Annotated in this window: 18 protein-coding genes; 8 read left to right on the top strand and 10 right to left on the bottom strand. The window is 73.3% G+C overall.

What is annotated here, in order from left to right; translation table 11 throughout:
• Nucleotides 1–136: 136 nt before the first annotated feature.
• Entirely contained in the window at nucleotides 137–553 is a 417-nt protein-coding gene (locus ACSP97_RS34355; protein WP_440555811.1) for an SsgA family sporulation/cell division regulator, read from the bottom strand.
• Between the two features lie 142 nt (nucleotides 554–695).
• A complete protein-coding gene (locus tag ACSP97_RS34350) occupies nucleotides 696–956 on the bottom strand; it encodes a hypothetical protein (RefSeq protein ID WP_355325906.1) in 261 nt (86 codons plus the stop codon).
• Nucleotides 957–1,051: 95 nt separating this feature from the next.
• Here ACSP97_RS34350 and ACSP97_RS34345 point away from each other — a divergent pair, with 95 nt between their 5' ends.
• From ACSP97_RS34345 to ACSP97_RS34320, 6 genes are all read left to right on the top strand, one after another.
• Nucleotides 1,052–1,225 carry a hypothetical protein gene (locus tag ACSP97_RS34345; RefSeq protein ID WP_355154137.1) on the top strand — a complete coding sequence of 58 codons (174 nt, stop codon included), beginning with the start codon at nucleotides 1,052–1,054 and terminating at the stop codon, nucleotides 1,223–1,225.
• Nucleotides 1,203–3,698: a SpoIIE family protein phosphatase gene (locus ACSP97_RS34340; RefSeq protein ID WP_440555810.1), complete on the top strand. Its 2,496-nt coding sequence runs from the start codon at nucleotides 1,203–1,205 to the stop codon at nucleotides 3,696–3,698. The genes ACSP97_RS34345 and ACSP97_RS34340 overlap by 23 nt, the downstream gene beginning before the upstream one ends.
• 229 nt (nucleotides 3,699–3,927) lie before the next feature.
• Nucleotides 3,928–4,344: a PaaI family thioesterase gene (locus ACSP97_RS34335; RefSeq protein ID WP_355154141.1), complete on the top strand. Its 417-nt coding sequence runs from the start codon at nucleotides 3,928–3,930 to the stop codon at nucleotides 4,342–4,344.
• Between the two features lie 675 nt (nucleotides 4,345–5,019).
• Nucleotides 5,020–7,191 (top strand): TIM-barrel domain-containing protein, encoded by a 2,172-nt coding sequence (locus ACSP97_RS34330; protein ID WP_440558518.1) that lies wholly within the window; start codon nucleotides 5,020–5,022, stop codon nucleotides 7,189–7,191.
• A 126-nt stretch (nucleotides 7,192–7,317) separates the two neighbouring features.
• Nucleotides 7,318–8,550, top strand: a complete 1,233-nt coding sequence (locus ACSP97_RS34325; RefSeq protein WP_355154143.1) for a chitinase — start codon at nucleotides 7,318–7,320, stop codon at nucleotides 8,548–8,550.
• Between the two features lie 177 nt (nucleotides 8,551–8,727).
• A complete protein-coding gene (locus tag ACSP97_RS34320) occupies nucleotides 8,728–9,228 on the top strand; it encodes a hypothetical protein (protein ID WP_382069695.1) in 501 nt (166 codons plus the stop codon).
• A gap of 32 nt (nucleotides 9,229–9,260) precedes the next feature.
• Here the strand turns inward: ACSP97_RS34320 and ACSP97_RS34315 are convergent, their stop codons facing one another.
• The 4 genes from ACSP97_RS34315 to ACSP97_RS34300 all read right to left on the bottom strand — a co-directional run bounded on the left by ACSP97_RS34315 (nucleotide 9,261) and on the right by ACSP97_RS34300 (nucleotide 15,989).
• The gene (locus ACSP97_RS34315; protein ID WP_435644422.1) at nucleotides 9,261–12,635 is read right to left on the bottom strand and encodes a pyruvate carboxylase; all 3,375 of its coding nucleotides are present in this window, start codon (nucleotides 12,633–12,635) and stop codon (nucleotides 9,261–9,263) included.
• 178 nt (nucleotides 12,636–12,813) lie between these two features.
• Nucleotides 12,814–13,695, bottom strand: a complete 882-nt coding sequence (locus tag ACSP97_RS34310) for a hypothetical protein (protein WP_440555809.1) — start codon at nucleotides 13,693–13,695, stop codon at nucleotides 12,814–12,816.
• 271 nt (nucleotides 13,696–13,966) lie between these two features.
• On the bottom strand, nucleotides 13,967–15,124 hold the full coding sequence (locus tag ACSP97_RS34305; protein WP_440558517.1) for an MFS transporter: 1,158 nt from the start codon (nucleotides 15,122–15,124) through the stop codon (nucleotides 13,967–13,969).
• Nucleotides 15,125–15,647: 523 nt separating this feature from the next.
• Nucleotides 15,648–15,989, bottom strand: coding sequence for a DUF6343 family protein (locus ACSP97_RS34300; RefSeq protein ID WP_355154151.1), 342 nt, complete (start codon nucleotides 15,987–15,989; stop codon nucleotides 15,648–15,650).
• Between the two features lie 384 nt (nucleotides 15,990–16,373).
• Here ACSP97_RS34300 and ACSP97_RS34295 point away from each other — a divergent pair, with 384 nt between their 5' ends.
• Complete coding sequence (locus ACSP97_RS34295) at nucleotides 16,374–17,624, top strand: MFS transporter (protein WP_440558516.1); 1,251 nt, start codon at nucleotides 16,374–16,376, stop codon at nucleotides 17,622–17,624.
• 8 nt (nucleotides 17,625–17,632) lie between these two features.
• Here ACSP97_RS34295 and ACSP97_RS34290 read toward each other — a convergent pair whose 3' ends face one another.
• From ACSP97_RS34290 to ACSP97_RS34280, 3 genes are read right to left on the bottom strand one after another with little or no spacing between them, the layout of a single operon-like run.
• Nucleotides 17,633–18,364: a metallophosphoesterase family protein gene (locus tag ACSP97_RS34290; protein ID WP_355154153.1), complete on the bottom strand. Its 732-nt coding sequence runs from the start codon at nucleotides 18,362–18,364 to the stop codon at nucleotides 17,633–17,635.
• Nucleotides 18,361–18,633 (bottom strand): BON domain-containing protein, encoded by a 273-nt coding sequence (locus ACSP97_RS34285; protein WP_388312290.1) that lies wholly within the window; start codon nucleotides 18,631–18,633, stop codon nucleotides 18,361–18,363. The genes ACSP97_RS34290 and ACSP97_RS34285 overlap by 4 nt, the downstream gene beginning before the upstream one ends.
• Entirely contained in the window at nucleotides 18,630–19,421 is a 792-nt protein-coding gene (locus tag ACSP97_RS34280) for a hypothetical protein (protein ID WP_355154155.1), read from the bottom strand. The genes ACSP97_RS34285 and ACSP97_RS34280 overlap by 4 nt, the downstream gene beginning before the upstream one ends.
• A gap of 173 nt (nucleotides 19,422–19,594) precedes the next feature.
• On the opposite strand from ACSP97_RS34280, the gene ACSP97_RS34275 reads away from it, so the two are divergent.
• Nucleotides 19,595–20,770 carry a PP2C family protein-serine/threonine phosphatase gene (locus ACSP97_RS34275; protein ID WP_388289623.1) on the top strand — a complete coding sequence of 392 codons (1,176 nt, stop codon included), beginning with the start codon at nucleotides 19,595–19,597 and terminating at the stop codon, nucleotides 20,768–20,770.
• 18 nt (nucleotides 20,771–20,788) lie between these two features.
• Here the strand turns inward: ACSP97_RS34275 and ACSP97_RS34270 are convergent, their stop codons facing one another.
• Nucleotides 20,789–21,604 carry an SAM-dependent methyltransferase gene (locus ACSP97_RS34270; protein WP_355154159.1) on the bottom strand — a complete coding sequence of 272 codons (816 nt, stop codon included), beginning with the start codon at nucleotides 21,602–21,604 and terminating at the stop codon, nucleotides 20,789–20,791.
• Nucleotides 21,605–21,657 lie beyond the last annotated feature (53 nt).

Here is a 21,657-nt window from a genome sequence, read left to right as displayed (position 1 = left end):
CTCGTCACCGCGCCCGCCGGGGCGGTGAGTTGCCCGGCCGGATGTCCGCCCTTCGGTCGGGCCGACGGGCGCGAGCCCGCACGGTCCGCGGCCTGGCGACGACCCTTTCGCGCCCGTGCCTTCAGCACGGGTTCCCTCAGGTCAGGCCCTCCAGGAACCGGTCGAGGCGGCCGTCGAGGTCCAGCGCGTCGGCCTTGCGCGGGGCCGGCACCAGTTTGTAGGTGCGCCAGAGCCAGTGCGCCAGAGCCGGCAGCGGGGCGACGAGGTGGGCGGAACCGTCCGGCGGGGCCGGCAGGATGTGCAGGAGGGCGCGCGGGCCGGTTCCGGTCGGCCACACCCGTATGTCGCCCTCTCCGCTGGGCGCCGGCATCCCCCGGGCGAGCAGTTCGCGGGAGACGACCCAGGGGATCGGGCCGTACACGGGGTCATGGAAGAGGAGTTCCACCAGGAGCGGGTCCTGCGCCCGGTAGAGCAGGTGGGTCGGCACCGGGACCCGTCCGCCCAGGGGCGACAGGAGTTCCATGCCGAGCATGTGGTCCACGCAAGTGATCATGACTGTGTCCACGTTCGGCGGCGGGTTCACGGAGGTGGGCGCGGGGGCGGCGGCCGGTGTGACGGCCGCTGCTGTCCCTTGGAGCGGCCGGGACGCCGCCCCCGCTGTCCGCGACTCCCGCCGCACGGGTGCGGCGGGTCCCTCAGCGGCCCGAAGGGCCCTGGGGCACGGGGGCGGGGTGGAGGTGACCGTGCTCGTCGGCCCAGCGGAGCTGGTCCAGGACCCACTGGCGGCGGATGTCGGTGTGGTCGTCGGCCGCCCGGGCGGCGGAGACGGCCGCGAACCGAGGCGCGCCGGCGGCTTGCGTCGCCGCCGAGGCGGGACCTCCGGCGGCGAGGAGGCCGGCCACCGCGGCGGCCGAGGCGATCGCGACGGCGAGCGGGCGCACAGTCCTGTTGCCCATGATTTCTTCTCCTTGTTCACCCCGTGACGCTGCCGGGCAACGTCACGGACCACGCCTTTTGTCAGGCACTTGAGACCCTAACCCCACTTTGTTGAATGCTGAACCATTCCGATGGTGAGGTCCGCCACGCCGCCACCACACAGGTGGTGGCATCGAGCCTCGGCAGCCTGGCCGACACGGATCGCCTGGGAGATCCTGAGACCGGTGAGGGTGCCAGGGAAGGCTCCGAAGGGCAGATGATCGATCATGGTTGGACGGGCGACCAGTGACCGTGCCGAACCCGGGGACCCCTTCGCCGCCGACGACGCCGTGGCCGTGGCGGCCCCGGACGGCGCGCTGTCCGCCTGGAGCCCCGGGGCGCAGCGGTTGCTGGGCCACTCCGCCGCCGAGGCCGTGGGCCGGCCCGCGACGGAACTGCTCGCGTCCGCCCTGCCCGACTCGGCCCGGGAGAGTCTCGCCGCACGGCGGCCCTGGACCGGTCCGGCGGTGCTCCGCGACCGCGACGGCGTCCCGGTGGAGTGCCGGCTCCGCATCCGGCCGCTGACCAACGCCGAAGGGGGCGCCGGCTGGTTCCTGGAGGCCGGCCGGCCACAGGTGCCCGCGACGGCGCCCGAGCCCGCCTCCGCCGCGGGACCCACCGCGCCGCGGCGGCAGGAGGAGGCGGTCCGGACCGAGGACCAGCTCCTTCGCTGGGCCTTCTACCAGTCCCCGTTCGCCCTGGCCATCCACGACACCGAAGGCCGGTTCCTGCGGCTCAACGCTCCGATGGAGCAGCAGATGAAGGCGACGGAATCGGATCTCCGGGGACGCCTGATCGCCGACCATCTGACCGACCCGGCGTTCGAGCCGTCGGGGCGCGCCGTGGAGCGGGTGGCGGCCACCGGAGTGCCGGAGCGGTTCGAGACCCATGCGCGCGTGCCGGGGGAGCAGTACGCGCACGCCTGGATCGTCCATGTGTTCCCGCTCAAGGACCCGGACGGCGCCGTGCGCGGTGTCTACCTCTCCGCGCTCGACTTCTCGGAGCAGTCCGTGTCCCGCGAACGGCTGGCCCTGCTCAACGAGGCCAGCAGGCGGATCGGCAGCAGCCTGGACGTCATCCGCACCGCGCAGGAGATGACCGAGGTGTCGGTGCCCGGCGCCGCGGACTTCGTCTCGGTCGAACTCCTCGACGCCGTACTGCAGGGCGACGAGCCCGCCCCGCTCCCCCTCGACGGCCCCATGGAGCTGCGGCGCACGGCGGTCCGCTCCGCCACACCGACCGTCGTCACGGTGGGCGACCTGGTCCGGTACCCGGAGATCTCGCCGCTCGCACGGTGCCTGGCCACCGGCCGTGGCTGCGCCTACCGGGTCACCGATCCGGAGGTCGCCCACTGGCTGGCACAGGACCCCGGCCGGGCCACGTGGGTACGGCGCAACCACCCTCATTCGATGATCGCGGTGCCGTTGCGGGCCCGGGGGGTGAACCTCGGTGCCGCCCTGTTCACCCGCAACGACCCGGCCCTGCCGCCGTACGGGGAGGGCGATCTGAGGGTCGCGGAGGAGCTGGCGGCACGCGCGGCCGTCGCCATCGACAACGCCCGCCGCTACACCCGTGAGCGCACCACCACGCTGGCCCTCCAGCACAGCCTGCTGCCCCAGGGCATCCCCGATCAGGCCGCCGTGACCGTCGCCGGGCGCTATCTGCCCGCCGTGTCACGGGCGGGCGTCGGCGGCGACTGGTACGACGTGATCCCGCTGTCCGGCGCCCGCGTCGCCCTCGTTGTGGGCGACGTCGTCGGCCACGGGCTGCACGCCTCCGCTGCGATGGGCCGGCTGCGCACGGCGGTGCGCACGCTCGCCGACGTCGATCTGCCCCCGGACGAACTCCTCGCGCAACTGGACGACTTGGTCATCCGCCTGAGCACCGGGCTGGAGACCGGGGGCGAGCCGCCGACCGCGGACCTCGGGGCGACCTGCCTCTACACGGTCTACGACCCGGTCTCCCGTGTCTGGTCGCTGGCCAGTGCCGGGCACCCCTGGCCCGCCCTGCTGACCCCGGGCGGCACGGCGGAGTTCGTCGAGCTGCCCACCGGACCACCGCTGGGCCTGGGCGGGCACCCCTTCGAGTCCGTCGAGGTGCCGCTTCCCGAGGGCAGCCTGCTCGCGCTCTACACCAACGGCCTGGTCGAGGGGCACGACCGGGACGTCGACACCGGCCTGCGGGGCCTGCGCACGGCGCTGGGCGCCACGTTGCCGTCCCTGGAGACCACCTGCGACCACATCCTCAAGGAGCTGCTCTTCGACCGGCGGCCCGCCGACGACGTGGCACTGCTCCTCGCCCGCACCCGCGCCCTGGACGACCAGGCCGTCGCCCAGTGGGACATCGCCGCCGATCCGGCCGCCGTCGCCGAGACCCGGGCGCTGGCGACCGCCCGGCTCCGCGCCTGGGGGCTCGACGAACTGATCTTCGTCGCCGAACTGGTCATCAGCGAACTGGTGACCAACGCCATTCGGTACGCCGCCCCGCCCGTCCAGCTGCGGCTGATCATGGACAGGACGCTGATCTGCGAGGTCGCCGACGGCAGCAGCACCGCCCCGCACCTGCGCCGGGCCCGCATCCTCGACGAAGGCGGCCGCGGACTGATGCTGGTGGCCCAGCTCACCGAAGGCTGGGGCACCCGCTACACCGGCACAGGCAAGATCATCTGGGCGGAGATGCCCCTTCCGGGCGAACGGGCCGGCATCGCGCCGGGCCGGACGTGACGGGCCGGACGTGACGGGCCGGACGTGACGGGCCGGACGGGCGACTCGCGGCGCGGCGGCAGGGCGGTGCGGGAGCCGTGGGCGCCGCTGCCCGTGACGGCGGGGGTGACGGCCCGGCCGGCGCACCGGCCGAGTCAGAACCGCTCCCCCAACTCCCCTTCCACACACGGTGGATGCGGACGACTGGCAGACTTCCCGATCATCTGGCCCCGATGAAAGGCGGTACGTCATGACGTCCCTCCCCGCGCCGGCCGAACTGCTCTCCGCCATGCCGTTCGCGGCCGGTCTCGGCATCGAATTGCGTGAGGCCACCGCGGAGCGCACCGTCGGCTCGCTCGCCTGGTCGCCCGAGGTGTGCACGGCCGGTGGCGCACTGCACGGCGGGGCGCTGATGGCGCTGGCCGACAGCGTGGGCGCGGTGTGCGCCTACCTCAACCTGCCCGGGGGCGCCGCCGGCACCTCCACCGTGGAGTCCAAGACCAACTTCCTGCGGGCGGTCACCTCGGGCCAGGTGCACGCCACGGCCCGCCCGCTGCACCTCGGCGGCACGCTCATCGTGGTGCAGACCGAGCTGCGCGACGACCGGGACCGGCTGGTCGGGCAGACCACGCAGACACAGATCGTGCTGCGCGAGCAGGCCGGCTGAGACAGGACCGAGGAGGGCCGGACCGCGCCGGGAGGCGGGGCCCGGCCCTTCGCCGTGGCCGCGGGAGCGCCTTCGTCCGCGCCCGCGGTATTGACATGAACCTGTGTCCCCTCCGAGGCTTCGTGCGTGAAGTTGCTTGATTGCCCGTGGTTTCGAGCGCTTCCGTGCACGCTCAGCAGTCCGCAATGACGCGAGGGGAGCTGTTCCGCCGTGCGAAGACTCCGACACCGTGTGCCGTGGCCGGCCTGGGTGCCGCTGGGGCTGGCGACCGCCTTGGCGGGCACCGCGCTGGCGGTCCCGGCGCCCGCCGCGGCCGCCGCCACCGGCGCCGTACTGGATCCCGCCCACAGCAGTGTCAGCTGGCAGAGCCCGGTCTACGCCAAGGGCACCGGCGGCGGACCCGGGGACTGCCCGGCACCCGGCGCCGACCCCGGCAACAAGGTCTGCGACCGCTTCGACCTGACCGTCTCGGTGCCGGACGGCTACTGGGACGACAACCCCGAGGGCGGCATCCCGCTCTCCATCACGTGGGAGCACCCCACCGACGACTTCGACCTGTACGTGTACGACGACCACGACACCCAGGTGGCCTCCAGCGCGGGCACCGCCGACCCCGAGGCCACGGTGATCCCGCGGGCGTCGGGGACGTACCACGTGGTGGTCGTGCCCTACGACGTGCACGACAACTCCTTCACCGGCACGGCCTACCTGCCCTCGACCACGGACGCCGGCGACCTCACCTCCTTCTCCGGCCGCGACGGCAGTTACACGATCCGCGCCGGACGGCTCATGGCGCGCGCCGACTTCCTGTCCGGTGGTCAACTGCGGCTCCAGGCCGATCCGTCGGGCTCGCTGAGCGATCCGGCCGGCACCGGGATCGTGCGTGAGCAACCGGCGGTGGACCGGCACACCTCGTCCTTCGACGCGGGCGCCTACTACGGCATCCGCTCCTCCGCCGCCGTGCTGCGGGTGTACAAGAAGCCGCTCAGGTTCGGGCTGTACAAGGCGGACAACCGCACCCGGATCTGGCAGGAGGACAAGCCGTTGCGCTGGTCCACCGGCGGAATGCGGCAGAGCCTCGACCGGGGTGCCGACGAGCAGTTCTTCGGCGGCGGTGAGCAGAACGGCAGCTTCTCGCACCGCGGGCGGACGATGTACGTGGCCAACAGCTTCGACTGGGACGAGGGCGGCTACAACAACTCCCAGCCGTTCTACCTCTCCAGTGCGGGCTACGGCGTCCTCCGCAACACCTTCGCGCCGGGCGTGTACAGCTTCGGCTCACCGGTGACCACCGGTCAGCAGGAACGGCGGCTCGACGCCTACTACTTCCTCGGCGACGCCAAGCAGGTCATCGGCGCGTACACCAAGCTGGTGGGCAGGCCGTTCATGCCGCCGGTCTACGGCCTCGAACCCGGCGACTCCGACTGCTACCTGCACAACGCCAACCGGGGTGAGCGGCACACGCTGGACGCGCTGAAGACCGCCGACGGGTACGTCGACCACCAGATGCCGCTGGGCTGGATGCTGGTCAACGACGGCTACGGCTGCGGCTACGAGAACCTCCCGCAGACCGCGCAGGGCCTGAAGGACCGGCACGCCCAGCTCGGCCTGTGGACGCAGGACGGCATCGACAAGCTCGCCGACCAGGTCAAGGCGGGCCAGCGGGTCGCCAAACTGGACGTGGCCTGGGTCGGCAACGGCTACCGGTTCGCCCTGGACGCCTGCGACGCGGCGAAGAAGGGCATCGAGGACAACAGTGACGCGCGCGGCTTCGTCTGGCTGCCCGTCTCCTGGGCGGGCGCCCAGCGCTGCGGGGTGCTGTGGAGCGGCGACCAGCAGCTGTCCTGGGACTACATCCGCTGGCAGATCCCGACCTACGCCGGGGCCACCATGTCCGGCATCGCCTACAACACGGGCGACGTGGGCAGCATCTACCGCCACGACGCCAAGATGTACGCCCGCGACCTCCAGTGGAAGGCGTTCCTGCCGGCCATCATGACCATGGACGGCTGGGCCACCGACCTGACCACCAAGAAGCCCGCCGACCAGCAGCCGTGGCTGGACGGGGAGCCGTACACCTCGATCAACCGCAAGTACCTGCAACTGAAGGAGCGACTGCTGCCGTACATGTACACACTGTCGCGGCAGGCGGCCGACACCGGGGTGGGCGCGGTACGTCCGCTGTGGCTGGAGTACCCGGACGACCCGGGCAGCCTGGGCGCCGACGCCACGTACGAGTTCCTGTCGGGCCCCGACTTCCTGGTGGCTCCGGTCTACCAGGACACCGACACCCGCGACGGCATCCATCTGCCGAAGGGCACCTGGACCGACTACTGGACCGGCCGCACGTACCAGGGGCCGACCACGGTGAACGGCTATCACGCCCCGCTGGACACCCTCCCGCTGTTCGTGCGCGAGGGCGCGATCGTGCCCATGTGGCCCAAGGGCACGACGAGTTGGCAGACCCGCGACCGGCACGAGCTGGACTGGGACCTGTACCCGTCGACGCACGCCACCAGCCACTACACCCTGTACGAGGACGACGGCGTGACCCGTGACTTCGCCAAGGGCGCGGCCGCCACCCAGCGGGTCTCCGTGCGGCGGGACGCGGGCGGGACGACCGTGTCGGTCGGCGCGAGCAAGGGCACGTACGCGGGCAAGGTGGCCGCGCGGACGTACCGGTTCACCGTGCACGGCTCCGCCGCGCCCGCGCACGTACTGGTGAACGGGCACCAACTCCCTTCCTCTGCTTGGTCGTTCGACGCCGCGAACCGGGTCACGACGGTCACCACGGCGAGCCTGCCGATGGACCGGGGCTTCAGTGTGCGCCTGGTCGACGGAAAGTAAAGGTTCGGTATGGTCTAGTCCAAAGAGACATTTGGTCTAGTCCAACTTATTGACGTGGCCGCAACAGCTCCCGGAGGGTGGGGCTCCTCCCCACCCGGGCACACCCCCACCCTCTGGAGGCACGCAGTGAGACGTCTTCACGCATGTCTGAGCGCGGCGGCCGCGGTCACGCTCGCCGCCGCGGGCACCACCGCGCTGGTCGCGACCAACGCCTCGGGCGCGACCGCGAACACCGCGCTGAGCAACCGCTGGTACGCCGCGGCCCCCTATCTGATGCCGCTGGACAACGACCCGCCGGACCCGGCCGCCATCATGGACGCCACCGGTCTGAAGGCCTTCCAGCTGGCGTTCGTCCTCGCCCCCAACGGCGGTGGCTGCTCCCCCACTTGGGGCGGCACGGCGTCCGTCTCCTCGGACACCGCGGTGAAGTCGATGATCGACACCATCCGCGCCAAGGGCGGCGACGTGTCCGTCTCCATCGGGGGCTACGGCGGCACCAAGCTCGGCCAGGCCTGCTCGGACGCGGCCTCCACCGCGGCCGCCTACCAGCAGGTCATCACCAAGTACGGCCTGCACGCCATCGACTTCGACCTGGAGGAGCCGGAGTACGAGAACACCGCGGCCGTCAAGAACGAGATCGGCGCCGCGAAGATCCTCCAGCAGAACAACCCGGGCCTGTACGTCTCCGTGACCACGGCCGGCACGGCGGACGGCACCGGCTGGTTCGGCAAGCAGATGCTGCTGGAGGCGAAGTCGCAGGGCTTCACCCCGAACAACTTCTCCATCATGCCGTTCGACGGCGGCTTCAACGGGGCGGCCAGCCAGACCAGCGCCCTGACCAACTTCAACTCGATCCTCCAGTCCACCTTCGGCTGGGACGCGGCCACGGCCTACGCCCACGAGGGCTTCTCCGGCATGAACGGCCGCAGCGACACCGGTGAGATGTTCACCCAGGCCGACTTCCAGACGGTGCTGGACTACGCGACGAGCCACAACATGGACCGCTTCACCTTCTGGTCGCTCAACCGCGACCGGCAGTGCAGCCCGCCGGACAACGGGGGCCGCACCTCCGGGACGTGTTCGAGCGTCGCCCAGAGCAACTGGGACTTCGCGAAGTACTCGGTGAAGTTCGCGGGCGCCACCCCGCCGAGCGGCACCCCGACCCCGACCCCCACGCCCACCCCCACCCCGACGCCCACCCCGACCTCCTGCAAGACCGCGTGGAGCGCGACGACCGCGTACACGGGCGGAGCCGAGGTGTCGTACGGCGGCCACAACTGGAAGGCCAAGTGGTGGACCCAGAACGAGACGCCCGGCGCCTCGACCTGGGGTCCCTGGCAGGACGAAGGCGCCTGCTGAGCCCACTGAGCGGCCGAGGACGCGCGCGGTGTTCGCCGACCCGCACGCCTCCTCGGCCGCCATGCGTTCCGGAATCCCCCGGACACGCGGCGTGACCTGCGCGACTGGTGCAAACGGCCGCACCGCCGTAGCGTCGATGGCACCTGCTCGGACACGGCACGAACGGTGGGAGCGGCCATGCGCGGATCAGTGGTGGCAACGGCGGTGACGCTTGCGGCGGGCGCCCTGCTCGCGGCCGGGACGACGGCCTCGGCCAGTCCCCCGACCCCCTCCCCGGCCACCACACCGGCCGGCACCGCGACCGCGCAGGCCCCCGGCGGGGAGCGGGTGCTGGTGGACTGCTTCGCCCACCGCAACGTCCGCCCGACCGACTTCATCCTGGCCTGCGGCGACGGCAACAGCCGGCTCAAGAACCTGCACTGGACGTCCTGGGGCCCCGGCGGCGCCAGGGGCACCGGCACGAACTGGGTGAACGACTGCAAGCCGTACTGCGCGGCCGGCACCTTCCGCCCCTACCCGGTGGAGATCCGGCTCAGCGGCGGAACGCGGTGGAAGAAGCACCCGTCCTTCGAGCGCTACGCACAGCTGAGCCTGACCTACACGGGCGCGCGCCCCCAGGGCTTCACACAGGTCATGTCGTACCCGCTCTGGGACGGGCCCACCTCGCCGCGCGCCTGAGGCCGCACGGCCCCAGGCGCTCCGGCGCCGACTCACCCGATCTCGACCAGCAGATCGCCGCCTTCCACCTGCTGGATCCGGTTGATGGCCAGCCGGGCCACCCGGCCGGCCTTCGGGGCGGTGATGGTGGCCTCCATCTTCATCGCCTCGATGGTGGCGACGGTGGCGCCGGCCGCCACCTCGTCGCCCTCGGCCACGGCGAGGGTCACCACTCCGGCGAACGGGGCCGGGACATGGCCCGGGTTCGAGCGGTCGGCCTTCTCCGTCACCGGCACGTCCGAGGCCGCCGCCCGGTCCCGCACCTGGATCGGACGCAGCTGGCCGTTGAGCGTGGACATCACTGTGCGCATACCGCGCTCGTCGGCCTCGCCGATCGCCTGCAACTCGATCAGCAGCCGCACGCCGGGCTCCAGGTCGACGGCGTACTCCTTGCCCGGGCGCAGCCCGTAGAAGAAGGCCTTGCTGTCCAGCACGCTGGTGTCGCCGTACGACTGCCGGTGCGCCTCGAACTCCCTGGTGGGCGCCGGGAACAGCAGCCGGTTGAGGGTGGTGCGGCGCTCCTTGGCCAGCCCCTCGCGGTCCTCCGCGGACAGCTCGGGGACCGGCTTGGCGGCCGACCGGCCCCGCAGTGCCTTGGTGCGGAACGGCTCGGGCCAGCCGCCGGGCGGGGTGCCCAGTTCGCCCCGCAGGAAGCCGATCACCGAGTCCGGGATGTCGAACCGGTCGGGGGTCTGCTCGAAGTCCTCCGGGGAGACCCCGGCGCCGACCAGGTGCAGGGCGAGGTCGCCGACCACCTTGGAGGACGGGGTGACCTTGACCAGGCGGCCCAGGATCCGGTCGGCGGCGGCGTACATGGCCTCGATGTCCTCGAAGCGGTCGCCGAGACCGAGGGCGACGGCCTGGGTGCGCAGGTTGGACAACTGGCCGCCGGGGATCTCGTGGTGGTAGACGCGGCCGGTCGGGGAGGCGAGGCCCGCCTCGAACGGCGCGTAGATCCGGCGCACGCCCTCCCAGTACGGCTCCAGGTCGCCGACCGCCTGGAGGTCGAGGCCGGTGGGCCGCTCGGAGTGGTCGGTGGCGGCGACGATGGCCGACAGCGAGGGCTGCGAGGTGGTGCCGGCCATGGAGGCGACCGCGCCGTCCACCGCGTCCGCGCCGGCCTGGATCGCGGCGAGATAGGTGGCGAGCTGACCGCCCGCGGTGTCGTGGGTGTGCAGGTGCACCGGCAGGTCGAACTCGCGGCGCAGCGCGGAGACCAGCTTGGCGGCGGCCGGGGCACGCAGCAGGCCCGCCATGTCCTTGATCGCGAGGACATGGGCGCCCGCCTCGACGATCTGCTCGGCGAGCCGCAGGTAGTAGTCGAGGGTGTAGAGGCGTTCGGCGGGATCGCCCAGGTCGCCGGTGTAGCAGAGGGCGACCTCGGCGATCGCGGTGCCGGTCTCGCGTACCGCGTCGATGGCGGGCCGCATCTGGCCGACGTCGTTGAGGGCGTCGAAGATGCGGAAGATGTCGATGCCGGTCGCGGCGGCCTCCTGCACGAAGGCGTCGGTGACCTCGGTCGGGTAGGGCGTGTAGCCGACGGTGTTGCGGCCGCGCAGCAGCATCTGGAGGCAGATGTTGGGCACGGCCTCGCGCAGCGCGGCCAGCCGCTCCCAGGGGTCCTCGGCGAGGAAGCGCAGGGCGACGTCGTAGGTGGCGCCGCCCCAGCACTCCAGGGACAGCAGCTCGGGCAGGGTACGGGCGACCACCGGGGCGACGGCCAGCAGGTCCTTGGTGCGCACCCGGGTGGCGAGCAGCGACTGGTGGGCGTCGCGGAAGGTGGTGTCGGTGACCCCGATCGTGGGCGACTCGCGCAGGTGCCGGGCGAAGCCCTCGGGACCGTGTTCGACCAGGAGTTGGCGCGAGCCGGCGGGCGGCTCACCGGCGGGCAGCGCGGGCAGCTTGGTCAACGGGTCGAACACGTTGGGTCGTTCGCCGTGCGGCTTGTTCACCGTGACATCGGCGAGGAAGGTGAGGAGCTTGGTGCCGCGGTCGGCGGAGGAGCGGGCGGTGAGCAGATGCGGGCGCTCCTCGATGAACGAGGTGGTGACCCGACCGGCCTGGAAGTCCGGGTCGTCCAGCACGGCCTGGAGGAACGGGATGTTGGTGGCCACGCCGCGGATGCGGAACTCGGCGACGGCACGCCGGGCGCGGCCGATGGCGGCCTTGAAGTCCCTGCCGCGGCAGGTGAGTTTGACCAGCATCGAGTCGAAGTGGGCGCTGATCTCCGTTCCCGCGTGGGTGGTTCCGCCGTCCAGCCGGATGCCGGAGCCGCCCGGTGAGCGGTAGGCGCTGATCCGGCCGGTGTCCGGGCGGAAGCCGTTGGCGGGGTCCTCGGTGGTGATGCGGCACTGGAGGGCGGCGCCGCGCAGGGTGACGGTGTCCTGGGCGAGGCCGAGGTCGTCGAGGGTCTCGCCGGCCGCGATCCGCATCTGCGCCTGGACCAGGTCGACGTCGGTGACCTCCTCGGTCACGGTGTGTTCGACCTGGATGCGCGGGTTCATCTCGATGAAGACGTGGTTGCCGTCCCGGTCGAGGAGGAACTCCACGGTGCCGGCGTTGCGGTAGCCGATCTCGCGGGCGAAGCGGACGGCGTCGGCGCAGATCCGCTCGCGCAGCGCGGGGTCGAGGTTGGGGGCGGGCGCCAGCTCGATGACCTTCTGGTGGCGGCGCTGCACCGAGCAGTCGCGCTCGAAGAGGTGGATGACGTTGCCCGCGCCGTCGGCGAGGATCTGCACCTCGATGTGGCGGGGGTCGACCACGGCCTTCTCCAGGAAGACGGTGGGGTCCCCGAACGCGGAGGCGGCCTCGCGGGAGGCGGCCTCGATGGACTCGCGCAGCTGGGCGGGGTCCTCGACCCGGCGCATGCCGCGTCCGCCGCCGCCCGCCACCGCCTTGACGAAGACGGGGAAGCCGATGCCCTCGGCGGCGCGCACCAGTTCGTCCACGTCGGTGGAAGGCTGGGAGGAGCCGAGCACCGGCACGCCGGCCGCGCGGGCGGCGGCGACCGCGCGGGCCTTGTTGCCGGTCAGCTCCAGCGTGGCGGTGTCCGGGCCGACGAAGGTGATGCCCGCCTCCTCGCAGGCGCGGGCCAGCTCCGGGTTCTCGGAGAGGAAGCCGTAGCCGGGGTAGACGGCGTCGGCGCCGGCCCGGCGGGCGGCGTTCACGATCTCCTCGACGGAGAGGTACGCGCGCACCGGGTGCCCCGGCTCCCCGATCTCGTAGGCCTCGTCTGCCTTGAGCCGGTGCAGCGAGTTGCGGTCCTCGTGCGGGAACACGGCGACGGTGCGTGCGCCGAGTTCGTAGCCCGCCCGGAACGCGCGGATCGCGATCTCTCCACGGTTGGCGACCAGCACCTTACGGAACATCCTGGATCCCCTTCAGCTGCCTGCCGGCGACGAACGTCATGGTGTGAGCCACGCCCTGCCCTGCGTTTCCCGCGGCAACCCTAGGGGCTGCCCGTCAGGGCCTGTATGCGAAAACCATCACACCGGGGACGTGTGCGGCGCCACAGGCGCGCGCGGGCCGGTCAGCGTTCGGGGGACGTCATCGCACGGGCACCGTAGGGGCCGTAGGGGCCGTAGGGGCCGTAGGGGCCGTAGGGGCCGTAGGGGCCGTAGGGGCCGTAGGGGCCGTAGGGGCCGTAGGGATGGTCGGGTCCTCGGTCGTCTCGGGGAGCGCCGGTCGGGGGGTGCGGGTGGGAAGCAGGGAGCGCGCGAGGGCCCGTAGCCGTTCCCGGCGGCCGTGCAGGAGGCCGAGGACGACGGCGGAACCCACCGCGATCAGGTGTTCGCGTCCGGCGAGGTTGGGGACGGCGATCGACTCCCACACCATCGAGCCGCCGGTCAGGACGAACACCACGGGGGCACGCCGGACGACCGAGAGGTAGGTGAACAGGCCGACGACCGCCGCCGAGGGCCCGGTGTCCAGGACGTGCCCGCACTCGGCCGGGAGGCCGAAGCCCCACCAGCCGGGTCCCGCCGCGATCATCGCCCGGGCCACGAGGGTGCCGGCCAGCGTGGTCGCGTAGGAGATCGCGAGGGTGCGGGAGCGGCCGAGGGTGAGTTCGGCGAGGGCGAAGGCCAGGAACAGCTGGGTGATCCCGGCCCAGACCGGCAGGTCGAGCGCCGGGACGTACAGCGACACCGGGGTGCGCAGCAGGGACAGCCACAGCGGCAGGTCGGCCTTGACGCCGCCGAGCCGGGTGACCCAGACCGCTCCGGTGGGGTGCTGGGCGATGCCGTGGAAGAAGATGACGCCGAACGCGGCGACGAACGCCAGCAGCAGCCCGGACAGTCCGCGCCGGGCGAGCTGCCGTACCGGGTCGACGACGATGGCGTGCCACTCGCCGCGCAGCGTGCGCCCCGTGAACCGGGCGAGGCGGGCCGCCGCCGGGCGGAGCCGGCCAAGGTGCCCTTCAGCGGTCATGAGACGGGACAGCCCGTCACCTTCGACGCACCACTCATCCGCACATCGCCCCCCTTCGCCCCGTGTCCGGCGGTCGGCCGTACGAAGCTCTTCCCGTGGTCCGCCCGTTTCAGGCATCGCCGAACGGATGCCCGTGTACCCCCGGCCGCATGGTCGTGCGGCCGGGAGACAGTTCAGCGAGCCGGAGGGCCACCGTCAAGATCTTTAACGGGTGGGAAGCCCCACAGGCGGACGGAACGGCGCGAAAGCAACCCTTCCCCCCTTCCCGGCGTCATCCGATACGGCCGCTCTCGCCCGCCGTCCGCCCGCCCGCCGTCCGGCCGCCCGCCCGCGGTCGCCGGGCGCCGAGCAGCACGGCGCAGGCCACGGCGGTCAGCAGCCCGCCGACGAGGAACGTGCCCCGCACGTCCAGCAACGGCAGGACCAGTGCGCCGAGCGCGGCGCCCGCGGCGATGCCGGCGTTGTAGGCGCCGGAGTTGGCCGCGAGGGCGATGTCCGTGCGGCCGGGCGCGCACCGCAGCATCTCGTTCTGGGTGGTCATGAACACCGGACCGAGGGCGCCGCCGGTCAGCGCGAGGAACACCACCGCGGCCACCGGCCGGGCGCCGAGCGCGTACAGCCCGAGCATGCCCACCGCCTGGGTGACCACGGCGGTGGTGAGCGCGGCGCGCGGGAAGCGGTCCAGCAGCGCCCCGGTGATGGTCACCCCGGCCAGGCACGCGGTGCCGAACACCACCAGCAGGACGTTGACGGCGCCGGGCGAGAACCCGCCGACGCCGCCCAGGAACCGCACGAGGTACGTGTATCCGGTGAACGCCCCGGTCGCGGACAGAGCGCCGGCCGCCAGCACGGTGGCGAACCGGCGGGCGTCGGGTCCGCTCGCGTAGGCGGCGGGCTCCTCCTCCGGTGGCGAGGTCGGCAGCAGTGCCGCGATCGTCACCAGCGAGACGGCGCCCAGCGCGGCCGGCGCCCCCATGGGCACCCGCCAGCCGGTCCACCGGCCCAGCCAGGTGCCGGCGGGGACGCCCAGTACAAGGGCGAGGGAACCGGCGACGGACAGCGCCCCGATCACCCGGCCGCGGGCCCGCGGCGGGAACAGGCCGACGGCGACCGGTCCCATCACGGCCCAGAACAGCGCCTGCGCGAGGGCGGTGAGCAGCCGGGCGAACAGCAGCAGCCCGTAGGAGTGCGCCAGCGCGGCGAGGATGCTGGAGGCGACGAGGGCGGCCAGCAGCCCGGTGAGCACATGGCGCCGGGGCACGGCCCGGGTGCCGTGGGCGAGCGGCACGGAGGCGACCGCGACCGTCATGCCGTACCCGGTGACCAGGAGTCCCACCGCGGACAGCGGGACGTTCAGGCTGCCGGAGATCAGCTCCAGCAGCCCGACCGGCAGGTTCTCGGCCGTGTTGAAGGTGAAGGCGGCCAGCATCAGCGCGCCGAGCACCGCCGGTCCGCGCCGGCCTGCCGGCCGTCCCTCGGCGGCGTGGTCCGTCCCGTGCGCCGATGCGGTGACGCCTTCCGCTGAGTCCATGCGTCCAGCTCACCGAGCGCACCGGCCGCGTCGCAACACAATTCCCGGGGCCGCGGTGCCTCGCGGCTGCGGAGCGTGAGAAAAGAGCCCCGCCGTGTGCGGGGAGGCTTCCGGACCTCGGGGCACGGCGGGGCGGTACGGGACTCACCCTGCACCCGGAATCCGGGATTCAGAAGCGTGCGTTTGGCATATTCACGGCCTGCTCCCGGCCAATCGCGGGCAAAGGCGGACTCTCCCCGGCGGGGCCGGGGGCGGCCCGGTCGGGCCATCGCGCGGGTGCGGGCGCCGTGCGGGAGGGTGCCCGACGACACGGGCGACCAGGGCGACCGGGCCGCGTCGGCTCTCCGGGGCTGGGTCGCGGCCTCGTGTCGACGGGCGTGTTCATCGGCCCCCACGGCCGGTCGGGACGGGCTGGTCCGGATCAGCGGTCCGGGGCGCGCTCGCGGCGCCTGCGGGCCGTCACCCGGACCAGGTCGAGTGCCGCGGCCAGCGCGAGGACCCCGCAGATCACCGCGAGGGCGGTCAGCGGGCCTTCGCCGGGGCTGTCGCCGGGGCGCTGGTGGGCGGCCCAGACGGCGAAACCCGCGGTGGCGGCGGCGAAGACGGGGAGGAAGAGGGCGGACAGGGTCAGCCGCAGGCCGAGGGCGCTGCGCGCGGTGGCCGGCTCGCTGCCGCTGCGGGTGCGACGGGCCGTGCCGCCGGCGGTGCCGGGGCGTGCGCGCGGCTGCTGCGGGGCCGGCCGTCCGTGCCGGTCGTCAGCCATGAGGGCCTCCTTCGGGTGACCACGCGGTGCGCCCTCCACGTAGCCCGTGCCGACGTCCGCGAAACCGGCACCGGACAGGGCTTGTGAGCAACCCCACGCGGGGGGCCAACCGCCCTGCGGCAGGGAGGTGTTGGGAGTCGTACGACTCCGGCGGGCCCGGTGTTCGCGACGGTGGTCGCCCGCCGTCTGCCACGATGGTCGACGCCCTGACCGAATGGTCCCGCCGTGCAGCGCAGCCGGCCCGATGACCACCGTCGGTCGCTTTTCCCGACCCCCTGGTTGTCGAGTACCCCCGCTGTGCCCTCTTCCTCCGTCTCGGCCACGCCCGCCCCCCGTACCGCCCCCGCCTCGCGCGCTCCGTGGCGGTCCCTGCGCCACCGCGGCATGCGCTGGTGGTCGGCCGCCAACTTCGTCTCCAACGCCGGCACCTGGATGCAGCTCACGGTGCAGAACCTGCTCGTGCTGCACATCACGGGCTCCGCGGCGGCCACCGGTCTGTCGATGTCCGTGCAGGCCGCGCCCGCCCTGTTCGTGAGCCTGCTGGGCGGCGCCGCCGTGGACCGCTGGCCCCGCAAGCTGACGGTCGCCGTCAGCCAGGCCCTGCTGGGCGCGGTCGCCTTCACCACCGCGCTGCTCGTGGCGCTGGACCGGATCGACATGACGTCGCTGCTGGTGCTGGCCGCCGTGACCGGTGTCATCGCCACCGTCGACGGCCCGGCGTGCGCGCTGCTCGGCAACGACCTCGTACCGGTGGAGGACGTGCCCTCCGCGATCGGCGTCGGCGCCCTGGTGCACAGCGCGGGACGGCTCGCGGGCACCGCGCTGGCCGGGGTCACCGTCGCACTCCTCGGCACGGGCGCCGCCTACGCGGCCAACGGGCTGTCCTTCCTGTTCGTGGCGGCCGTGGTGCCGTTCCTGCGGCCCGTGCGCGGCGCCGCCGAGCGGTCGGCGGCCGAGCCGCGGGCGGTGCCGGAACGGGCGGCGATGAGCGTGCGCGAGGGGCTGGAGTACTTCGTGCGGCGGCCCCGGCTGATGGCACTGGCCGGGATCACCGGCATCAGCTCGGTCTTCGGCCGCAACTACGGCCTCACCCTCGCCGTCCTCGTCACCGGGCCGCTCGCGGGCGGTGCCGGCTCGTTCGGCACCGTCTCCACGGTGCTGGCCGTCGGCGGCATCCTCGGCGCGGTGCTCGGCGCCCGGTTGCGCCGCCCGTCGGTGCGCACGGTGGGGCTGCTCGCGGCGGCGGGCGGTCTGCTCCAGGCGGTGGCCGGGGTGTCGCCGTCGCTCGCGGTGCTGCTGGTCCTGGTGCTGCCGATGGCCGTGGTGGAGTCGGTGTCCGACACCGCGGGCACGGCCGTGCTCCAGACCGATCCGCCCGCGCACCTGCGTGGCCGGGTGCTCGGCGTGTGGAGCAGCGTCGGCACGGTGTGGAGCCTCGGCGGGCCGCCCCTGCTGGGCCTGCTGATGCAGGGTGCCGGGGCGCGCGGCGCCCTCGTGGCGGGCGGCCTGCTGATCGCCGCGTCGGTCGGCGCGGGCCTGCTGCTGCGCCGCCGGGGCGGTGCGCTGCCGGTGGCGGCGCTGCCCGCGACGGACGGCGAGATCACCGGGCGGGCCGCCCTGGGCACGGCGGCCTGACGCCACCGTCAGCCCGGCCGGCCCGGCAGGTTGTACACGTGGAAGGCCTGTCCGATCACCGGCTGGGCGACATTGCGCACGCGCACGCCGCCGCTGGTCATGCCGTGTTCGGTGCCCGCGTGGGCATGTCCGTGGACGGCCAGGTCGGCGCCCGCGGTGTCGATGGCCTCCGCGAGGAGGTAGCTGCCCAGGAACGGATAGATCTCCGGCGGCTCCCCGGCCAGGGTGTCCGGCACCGGCGAGAAGTGGGTGAGGGCGATCCGGACGTCGCAGCCCCACTGGTCCAGGTCCTTCAGGGCGCCGTGCAGACCGTCGGCGCAGCGGCGGGTGTAGCGGACGAACTCCTTCATCAGGGGTTCGCCGAACTCGCCCGCGCAGCGGCCCACGAAGCCGCCGCCGAAGCCCTTGGTGCCGGCCACCCCGATCCTCGCCTCCCCGGCGGTGACCACGACGGCCTGTCCCTCCAGCACGTGCGCGCCGGCCTCGCGGAGGATCGCCGTGACCTCCTCGGGGCGTTCGTCGTGGTGGTCGTGGTTGCCGAGGACGGCGACCACGGGCACCCCGAGGTCCTCGATCTCGCGGGCGACGACCGCGGCCTCCTCGGGGGTGCCGTGCCGGGTCAGGTCGCCGGCCAGCAGCAGGACGTCGGCGCAGTCGGGCAGCGTTTCGAAGGAGGGGCGCAGCGTGCCCTGGCTCTCGGGTCCCATGTGGATGTCCCCGACGGCCGCGACGCGGATCATGTCAGGTCCTCTCCGTGGTCGGGCGAGGAGGTGCCGGCGACGAGCAGGTCGCTGTGGACCGGGTGGTGCGCCAGTTCCTCGCGGGCCAGGCGCAGGATCTCGTCGCGGCACTCGGTGGACGGGACGGTGCCGGTGAGCAGGACGGCGTCGCCGCGGGTCTCCAGGCGTACGCCGAGTTCGCCGAGCCGACCGGCGGCCAGGCGCTCGGCGAGGTGGGCGACGCGGTAGTCCAGCCCGCTCTGCGGTGGTGGTGCGGCTGCGTCGGTCATGTCCGCTGCTCCCGGGGTGCGATCACGTCGAGGCGTTCGAGGAGGAAGAGGAAGGCGGCCGGCATGGGCTGGTCGCCGCAGGTGTCGCGGATCACGTCCCAGTCGACCTTCTCGCGCACGGCGCGCGCCACCGGCAGCACGGCCCCGAAGTCGCAGTAGTGCTCGGAGAAGGCGCTGATCAGGCTGCGGATCAGATCGGTGGGACAGAGCACCGGCATCAGCACCGAGTCCACCGGCAGCACGTGCGCGCGCTCCAGCATGTCCCTGGTGACGGGCTCGTGGGCGAGCGCGAAGATGATGTCCACGTTCTGCCCCTGGCAGGTGGTCTTCAGCAGCCAGTCCTCCGGCGGGGTGCGGACGGGGAGCCCGGCCTCGCGCAGGGTCGCGGCCACCGCGTCGGCGTCGCCGGGCAGCACGCAGAAGTCGGCGTCGTGCTGGAGGTAACGGCTGCCGCCGTGGGCGTAGACCGCGACGCTGCCGGCCAGGGCGAAGGGGTGGCCCGCGCGTTTGAGGAGGGCGCCGATCTGCTTGGCGGCCTCCAGGATGGCCTGGCTGCGGTCGTGCGGCAGGTCCGGCGCGTCGGCGCCCGGCGGGGTGCCGACGTCCTGCGGCAGGCCCGGCGCGGTGGTGCTGCCGTGCGGACCATCCGGTGCGTGCTCGCCCGGCGGGGTGCTCCGGTCCCCTCGGTGGGCCTGGGGCCGCGGCCCGTCCGGCGGCAGCCGCAGCTCGGTCACCTCCTGGATCTGCGGCCTGCGCGCGGCCGCGGTCTCCTCCCCGTTGTGCGTCATGGGCCCTCCCTTGGCGGCGTACCTCCCCGGCGCCCGTCGGCCCGGGGGTCGTACGGGTACCCGGCGGTCCCGGGGCGACACGGCCCGAAGCGGCTCCCCCGGCGACCGGCCCGGCCGTGGTGACCTGCGAGCATGAGTGGCCGCTCGCGACGCCGGGCCGCACGCTGGTAGGCATGAGATTCCGGCCCGGGACGGCTGTCACCCGGCGGTCCTGGCAGCGCACGCACACCTTGCTGCTGCTGCCGATCACCCTCGTGGTGGCCCTCGCGGTGGTGGACCTGGTGACGCCGAGCATCCCCCTCAGCCCCGCCCTGGTGATCGCGCCGGCACTCACCGCGTCCTTCGCCGGGCCCCGCACGACGGCCGGCGTCTCGGCGCTGGCCGTGATCGCGCAGACGCTCGTCGCCGTCGGCCAGCCCACCATCTCCACCTCGGTGCACGTCGTGCTCTTCGTCACCCTCGCGGTGCTCTCGGTGCTGCTGGTGATCTACAGCGCGCTGCGCGAGCGGCACCAGGCGCAGCTGGCCCAGGTGCGTACGGTCGCGGAGGCCGCGCAGCGGGTGCTGATGCGGCCGCTGCCCGAGCGGATCGGCCCGCTGCGGATCGCCTCCCTGTACCTGGCGGCGGAGGACGAGGCGCAGATCGGCGGCGACCTGTACGCGGTGACCCGGAGCGAGGAGGGGGTGCGGGTGCTGATCGGGGACGTGCGCGGCAAGGGGCTGCCCGCGATCGGCGAGGCCGCGCTGCTGCTGAGCGCGTTCCGGGAGAGCGCCCACCGGCACCTGCCGCTGGACGACATGGTGGATGCGATGGAGCAGAGCGTCAGCCGGAACACGGCCGACATGGATTCGGAGGAGGAGGACACGGGTGAGCGGTTCGCCACCGCGCTGCTGCTGGAGGTCCCGGAGCGGGAACCGGTCATCCGCGTGACCAGCTGCGGGCATCCGCCGCCGCTGCTGCTGCGCCCGGGACACGCGGTGACCGTGCCGAGCCTGCGTCCGTCGCCACCGCTCGGGGTGCTGGTGAACGGCGAGCACCCGCTGGACGTCCTCCCCTTCGCGCCCGGCGACACGCTGCTGCTCTACACCGACGGGGTGATCGAGGCACGGGACGCGGACAGGCGGTTCTATCCGCTGGCGGAGCGGGTGGCGCGGTGGACCGAGGACGGTCCCGAGGCGCTGATGCACCACCTCCGGCGCGATCTGCTCGCCCACGCGGGCGGCCGGCTGGGCGACGACGCGGCACTCATCGCACTGCACCGCACCCCCGCCGACCGGCGCCACCACCACGGACACGCACATGTGCGTTCCACCGCACGGCAGGACACGGCGCGCGCCGAGCGTCCCTAGGGCCTCGGCCGGGAGCCGTCACGGCTTGCGGGCGACGGCTCCGTACATGGCGATGTCCTCGTCCCGGATGCCCTGTTCGCCCGTGCCGTCGGGGTGCCACTTGTGGACCTGCACGATGCCGGGCTCGATCAGGTCCAGGCCCTCGAAGAACTCCTCGGCCTCGGGCATCGTGCGCAGGCGCATCGGCATGTCGCGGGCCGCGTACTCGCGGGCGACGCGGCCCACCTCCTCGGGGGCGAACTCGGCGGTGCCGATGGACATCGCCAGGTGGCTGCCCGCGGGGAGGGGCTCCAGGAGACGGCGCACGACCCCGACCGCGTCGTCCTCGTCCAGCATGAAGTGGACGATGGCGATGACCGTGAGGGCGACCGGGCGGTCCAGGTCCAGGGTCTCGCGCAGTTCGGGGGCGTTCAGGATGGCCGCCGGGTCGCGGAAGTCGGCCTCCAGGTACGCGGTGCGGCCCTCGGGGGTGCTGGAGAGCAGGCCCTGGGAGAGGGTGAGGACGATCGGGTCGTTGTCGACGTACACGACGCGGGACTCGGGGGCCACGGCCTGGGCGATCTCGTGCAGGTTGGGCGAGGTCGGGATGCCGGTGCCGATGTCGAGGAACTGGCGCATGCCCGCCTCCTCGGCGAGCCAGCGCACGGCGCGGTTCATGAAGTCGCGGTTGGCGCGCATGTGGACGGGCAGCGCGGGCCACTCGCGGGCCATGGCGTCGCCCGCCTCCTGGTCCGCGGGGTAGTAGTCCTTGCCGCCGAGGATGTAGTCGTAGATGCGGGCCGAGTGAGCGTGCCGGGTGTCGATGCGGTCGGCCGGCCATCCGTTGTCGGGCAACGCCGTGTCTCCCATCCGGATCGGGGGTGCGGACGGTGGCGGTTTCCACCGTT

The sequence above is a fragment of the Streptomyces sp. SCPE 10 genome (assembly GCF_051980735.1).
Classification (GTDB): Bacteria; Actinomycetota; Actinomycetes; order Streptomycetales; family Streptomycetaceae; genus Streptomyces; species Streptomyces misionensis.
The sequence above is the reverse complement of the archived record's forward strand: the minus strand, read 5'-3'. Positions and strand labels throughout refer to the sequence as shown.

Excerpts from the sequence above, each read along its gene's own strand:
- ACSP97_RS34295 (WP_440558516.1), top strand. The coding sequence starts at position 16,374 with ATGCGCTGGTGGTCGGCCGCCAACTTCGTCTCCAACGCCGGCACCTGG.
- ACSP97_RS34305 (WP_440558517.1), bottom strand. The coding sequence starts at position 15,124 with ATGCTGGCCGCCTTCACCTTCAACACGGCCGAGAACCTGCCGGTCGGG.
- ACSP97_RS34335 (WP_355154141.1), top strand. The coding sequence starts at position 3,928 with ATGACGTCCCTCCCCGCGCCGGCCGAACTGCTCTCCGCCATGCCGTTC.
- ACSP97_RS34350 (WP_355325906.1), bottom strand. The coding sequence starts at position 956 with ATGGGCAACAGGACTGTGCGCCCGCTCGCCGTCGCGATCGCCTCGGCC.
- ACSP97_RS34340 (WP_440555810.1), top strand. The coding sequence starts at position 1,203 with ATGGTTGGACGGGCGACCAGTGACCGTGCCGAACCCGGGGACCCCTTC.
- ACSP97_RS34355 (WP_440555811.1), bottom strand. The coding sequence starts at position 553 with ATGATCACTTGCGTGGACCACATGCTCGGCATGGAACTCCTGTCGCCC.
- ACSP97_RS34345 (WP_355154137.1), top strand. The coding sequence starts at position 1,052 with ATGCTGAACCATTCCGATGGTGAGGTCCGCCACGCCGCCACCACACAG.
- ACSP97_RS34320 (WP_382069695.1), top strand. The coding sequence starts at position 8,728 with ATGCGCGGATCAGTGGTGGCAACGGCGGTGACGCTTGCGGCGGGCGCC.
- ACSP97_RS34300 (WP_355154151.1), bottom strand. The coding sequence starts at position 15,989 with ATGGCTGACGACCGGCACGGACGGCCGGCCCCGCAGCAGCCGCGCGCA.
- ACSP97_RS34280 (WP_355154155.1), bottom strand. The coding sequence starts at position 19,421 with ATGACGCACAACGGGGAGGAGACCGCGGCCGCGCGCAGGCCGCAGATC.
- ACSP97_RS34275 (WP_388289623.1), top strand. The coding sequence starts at position 19,595 with ATGAGATTCCGGCCCGGGACGGCTGTCACCCGGCGGTCCTGGCAGCGC.
- ACSP97_RS34310 (WP_440555809.1), bottom strand. The coding sequence starts at position 13,695 with ATGACCGCTGAAGGGCACCTTGGCCGGCTCCGCCCGGCGGCGGCCCGC.
- ACSP97_RS34290 (WP_355154153.1), bottom strand. The coding sequence starts at position 18,364 with ATGATCCGCGTCGCGGCCGTCGGGGACATCCACATGGGACCCGAGAGC.
- ACSP97_RS34315 (WP_435644422.1), bottom strand. The coding sequence starts at position 12,635 with ATGTTCCGTAAGGTGCTGGTCGCCAACCGTGGAGAGATCGCGATCCGC.
- ACSP97_RS34285 (WP_388312290.1), bottom strand. The coding sequence starts at position 18,633 with ATGACCGACGCAGCCGCACCACCACCGCAGAGCGGGCTGGACTACCGC.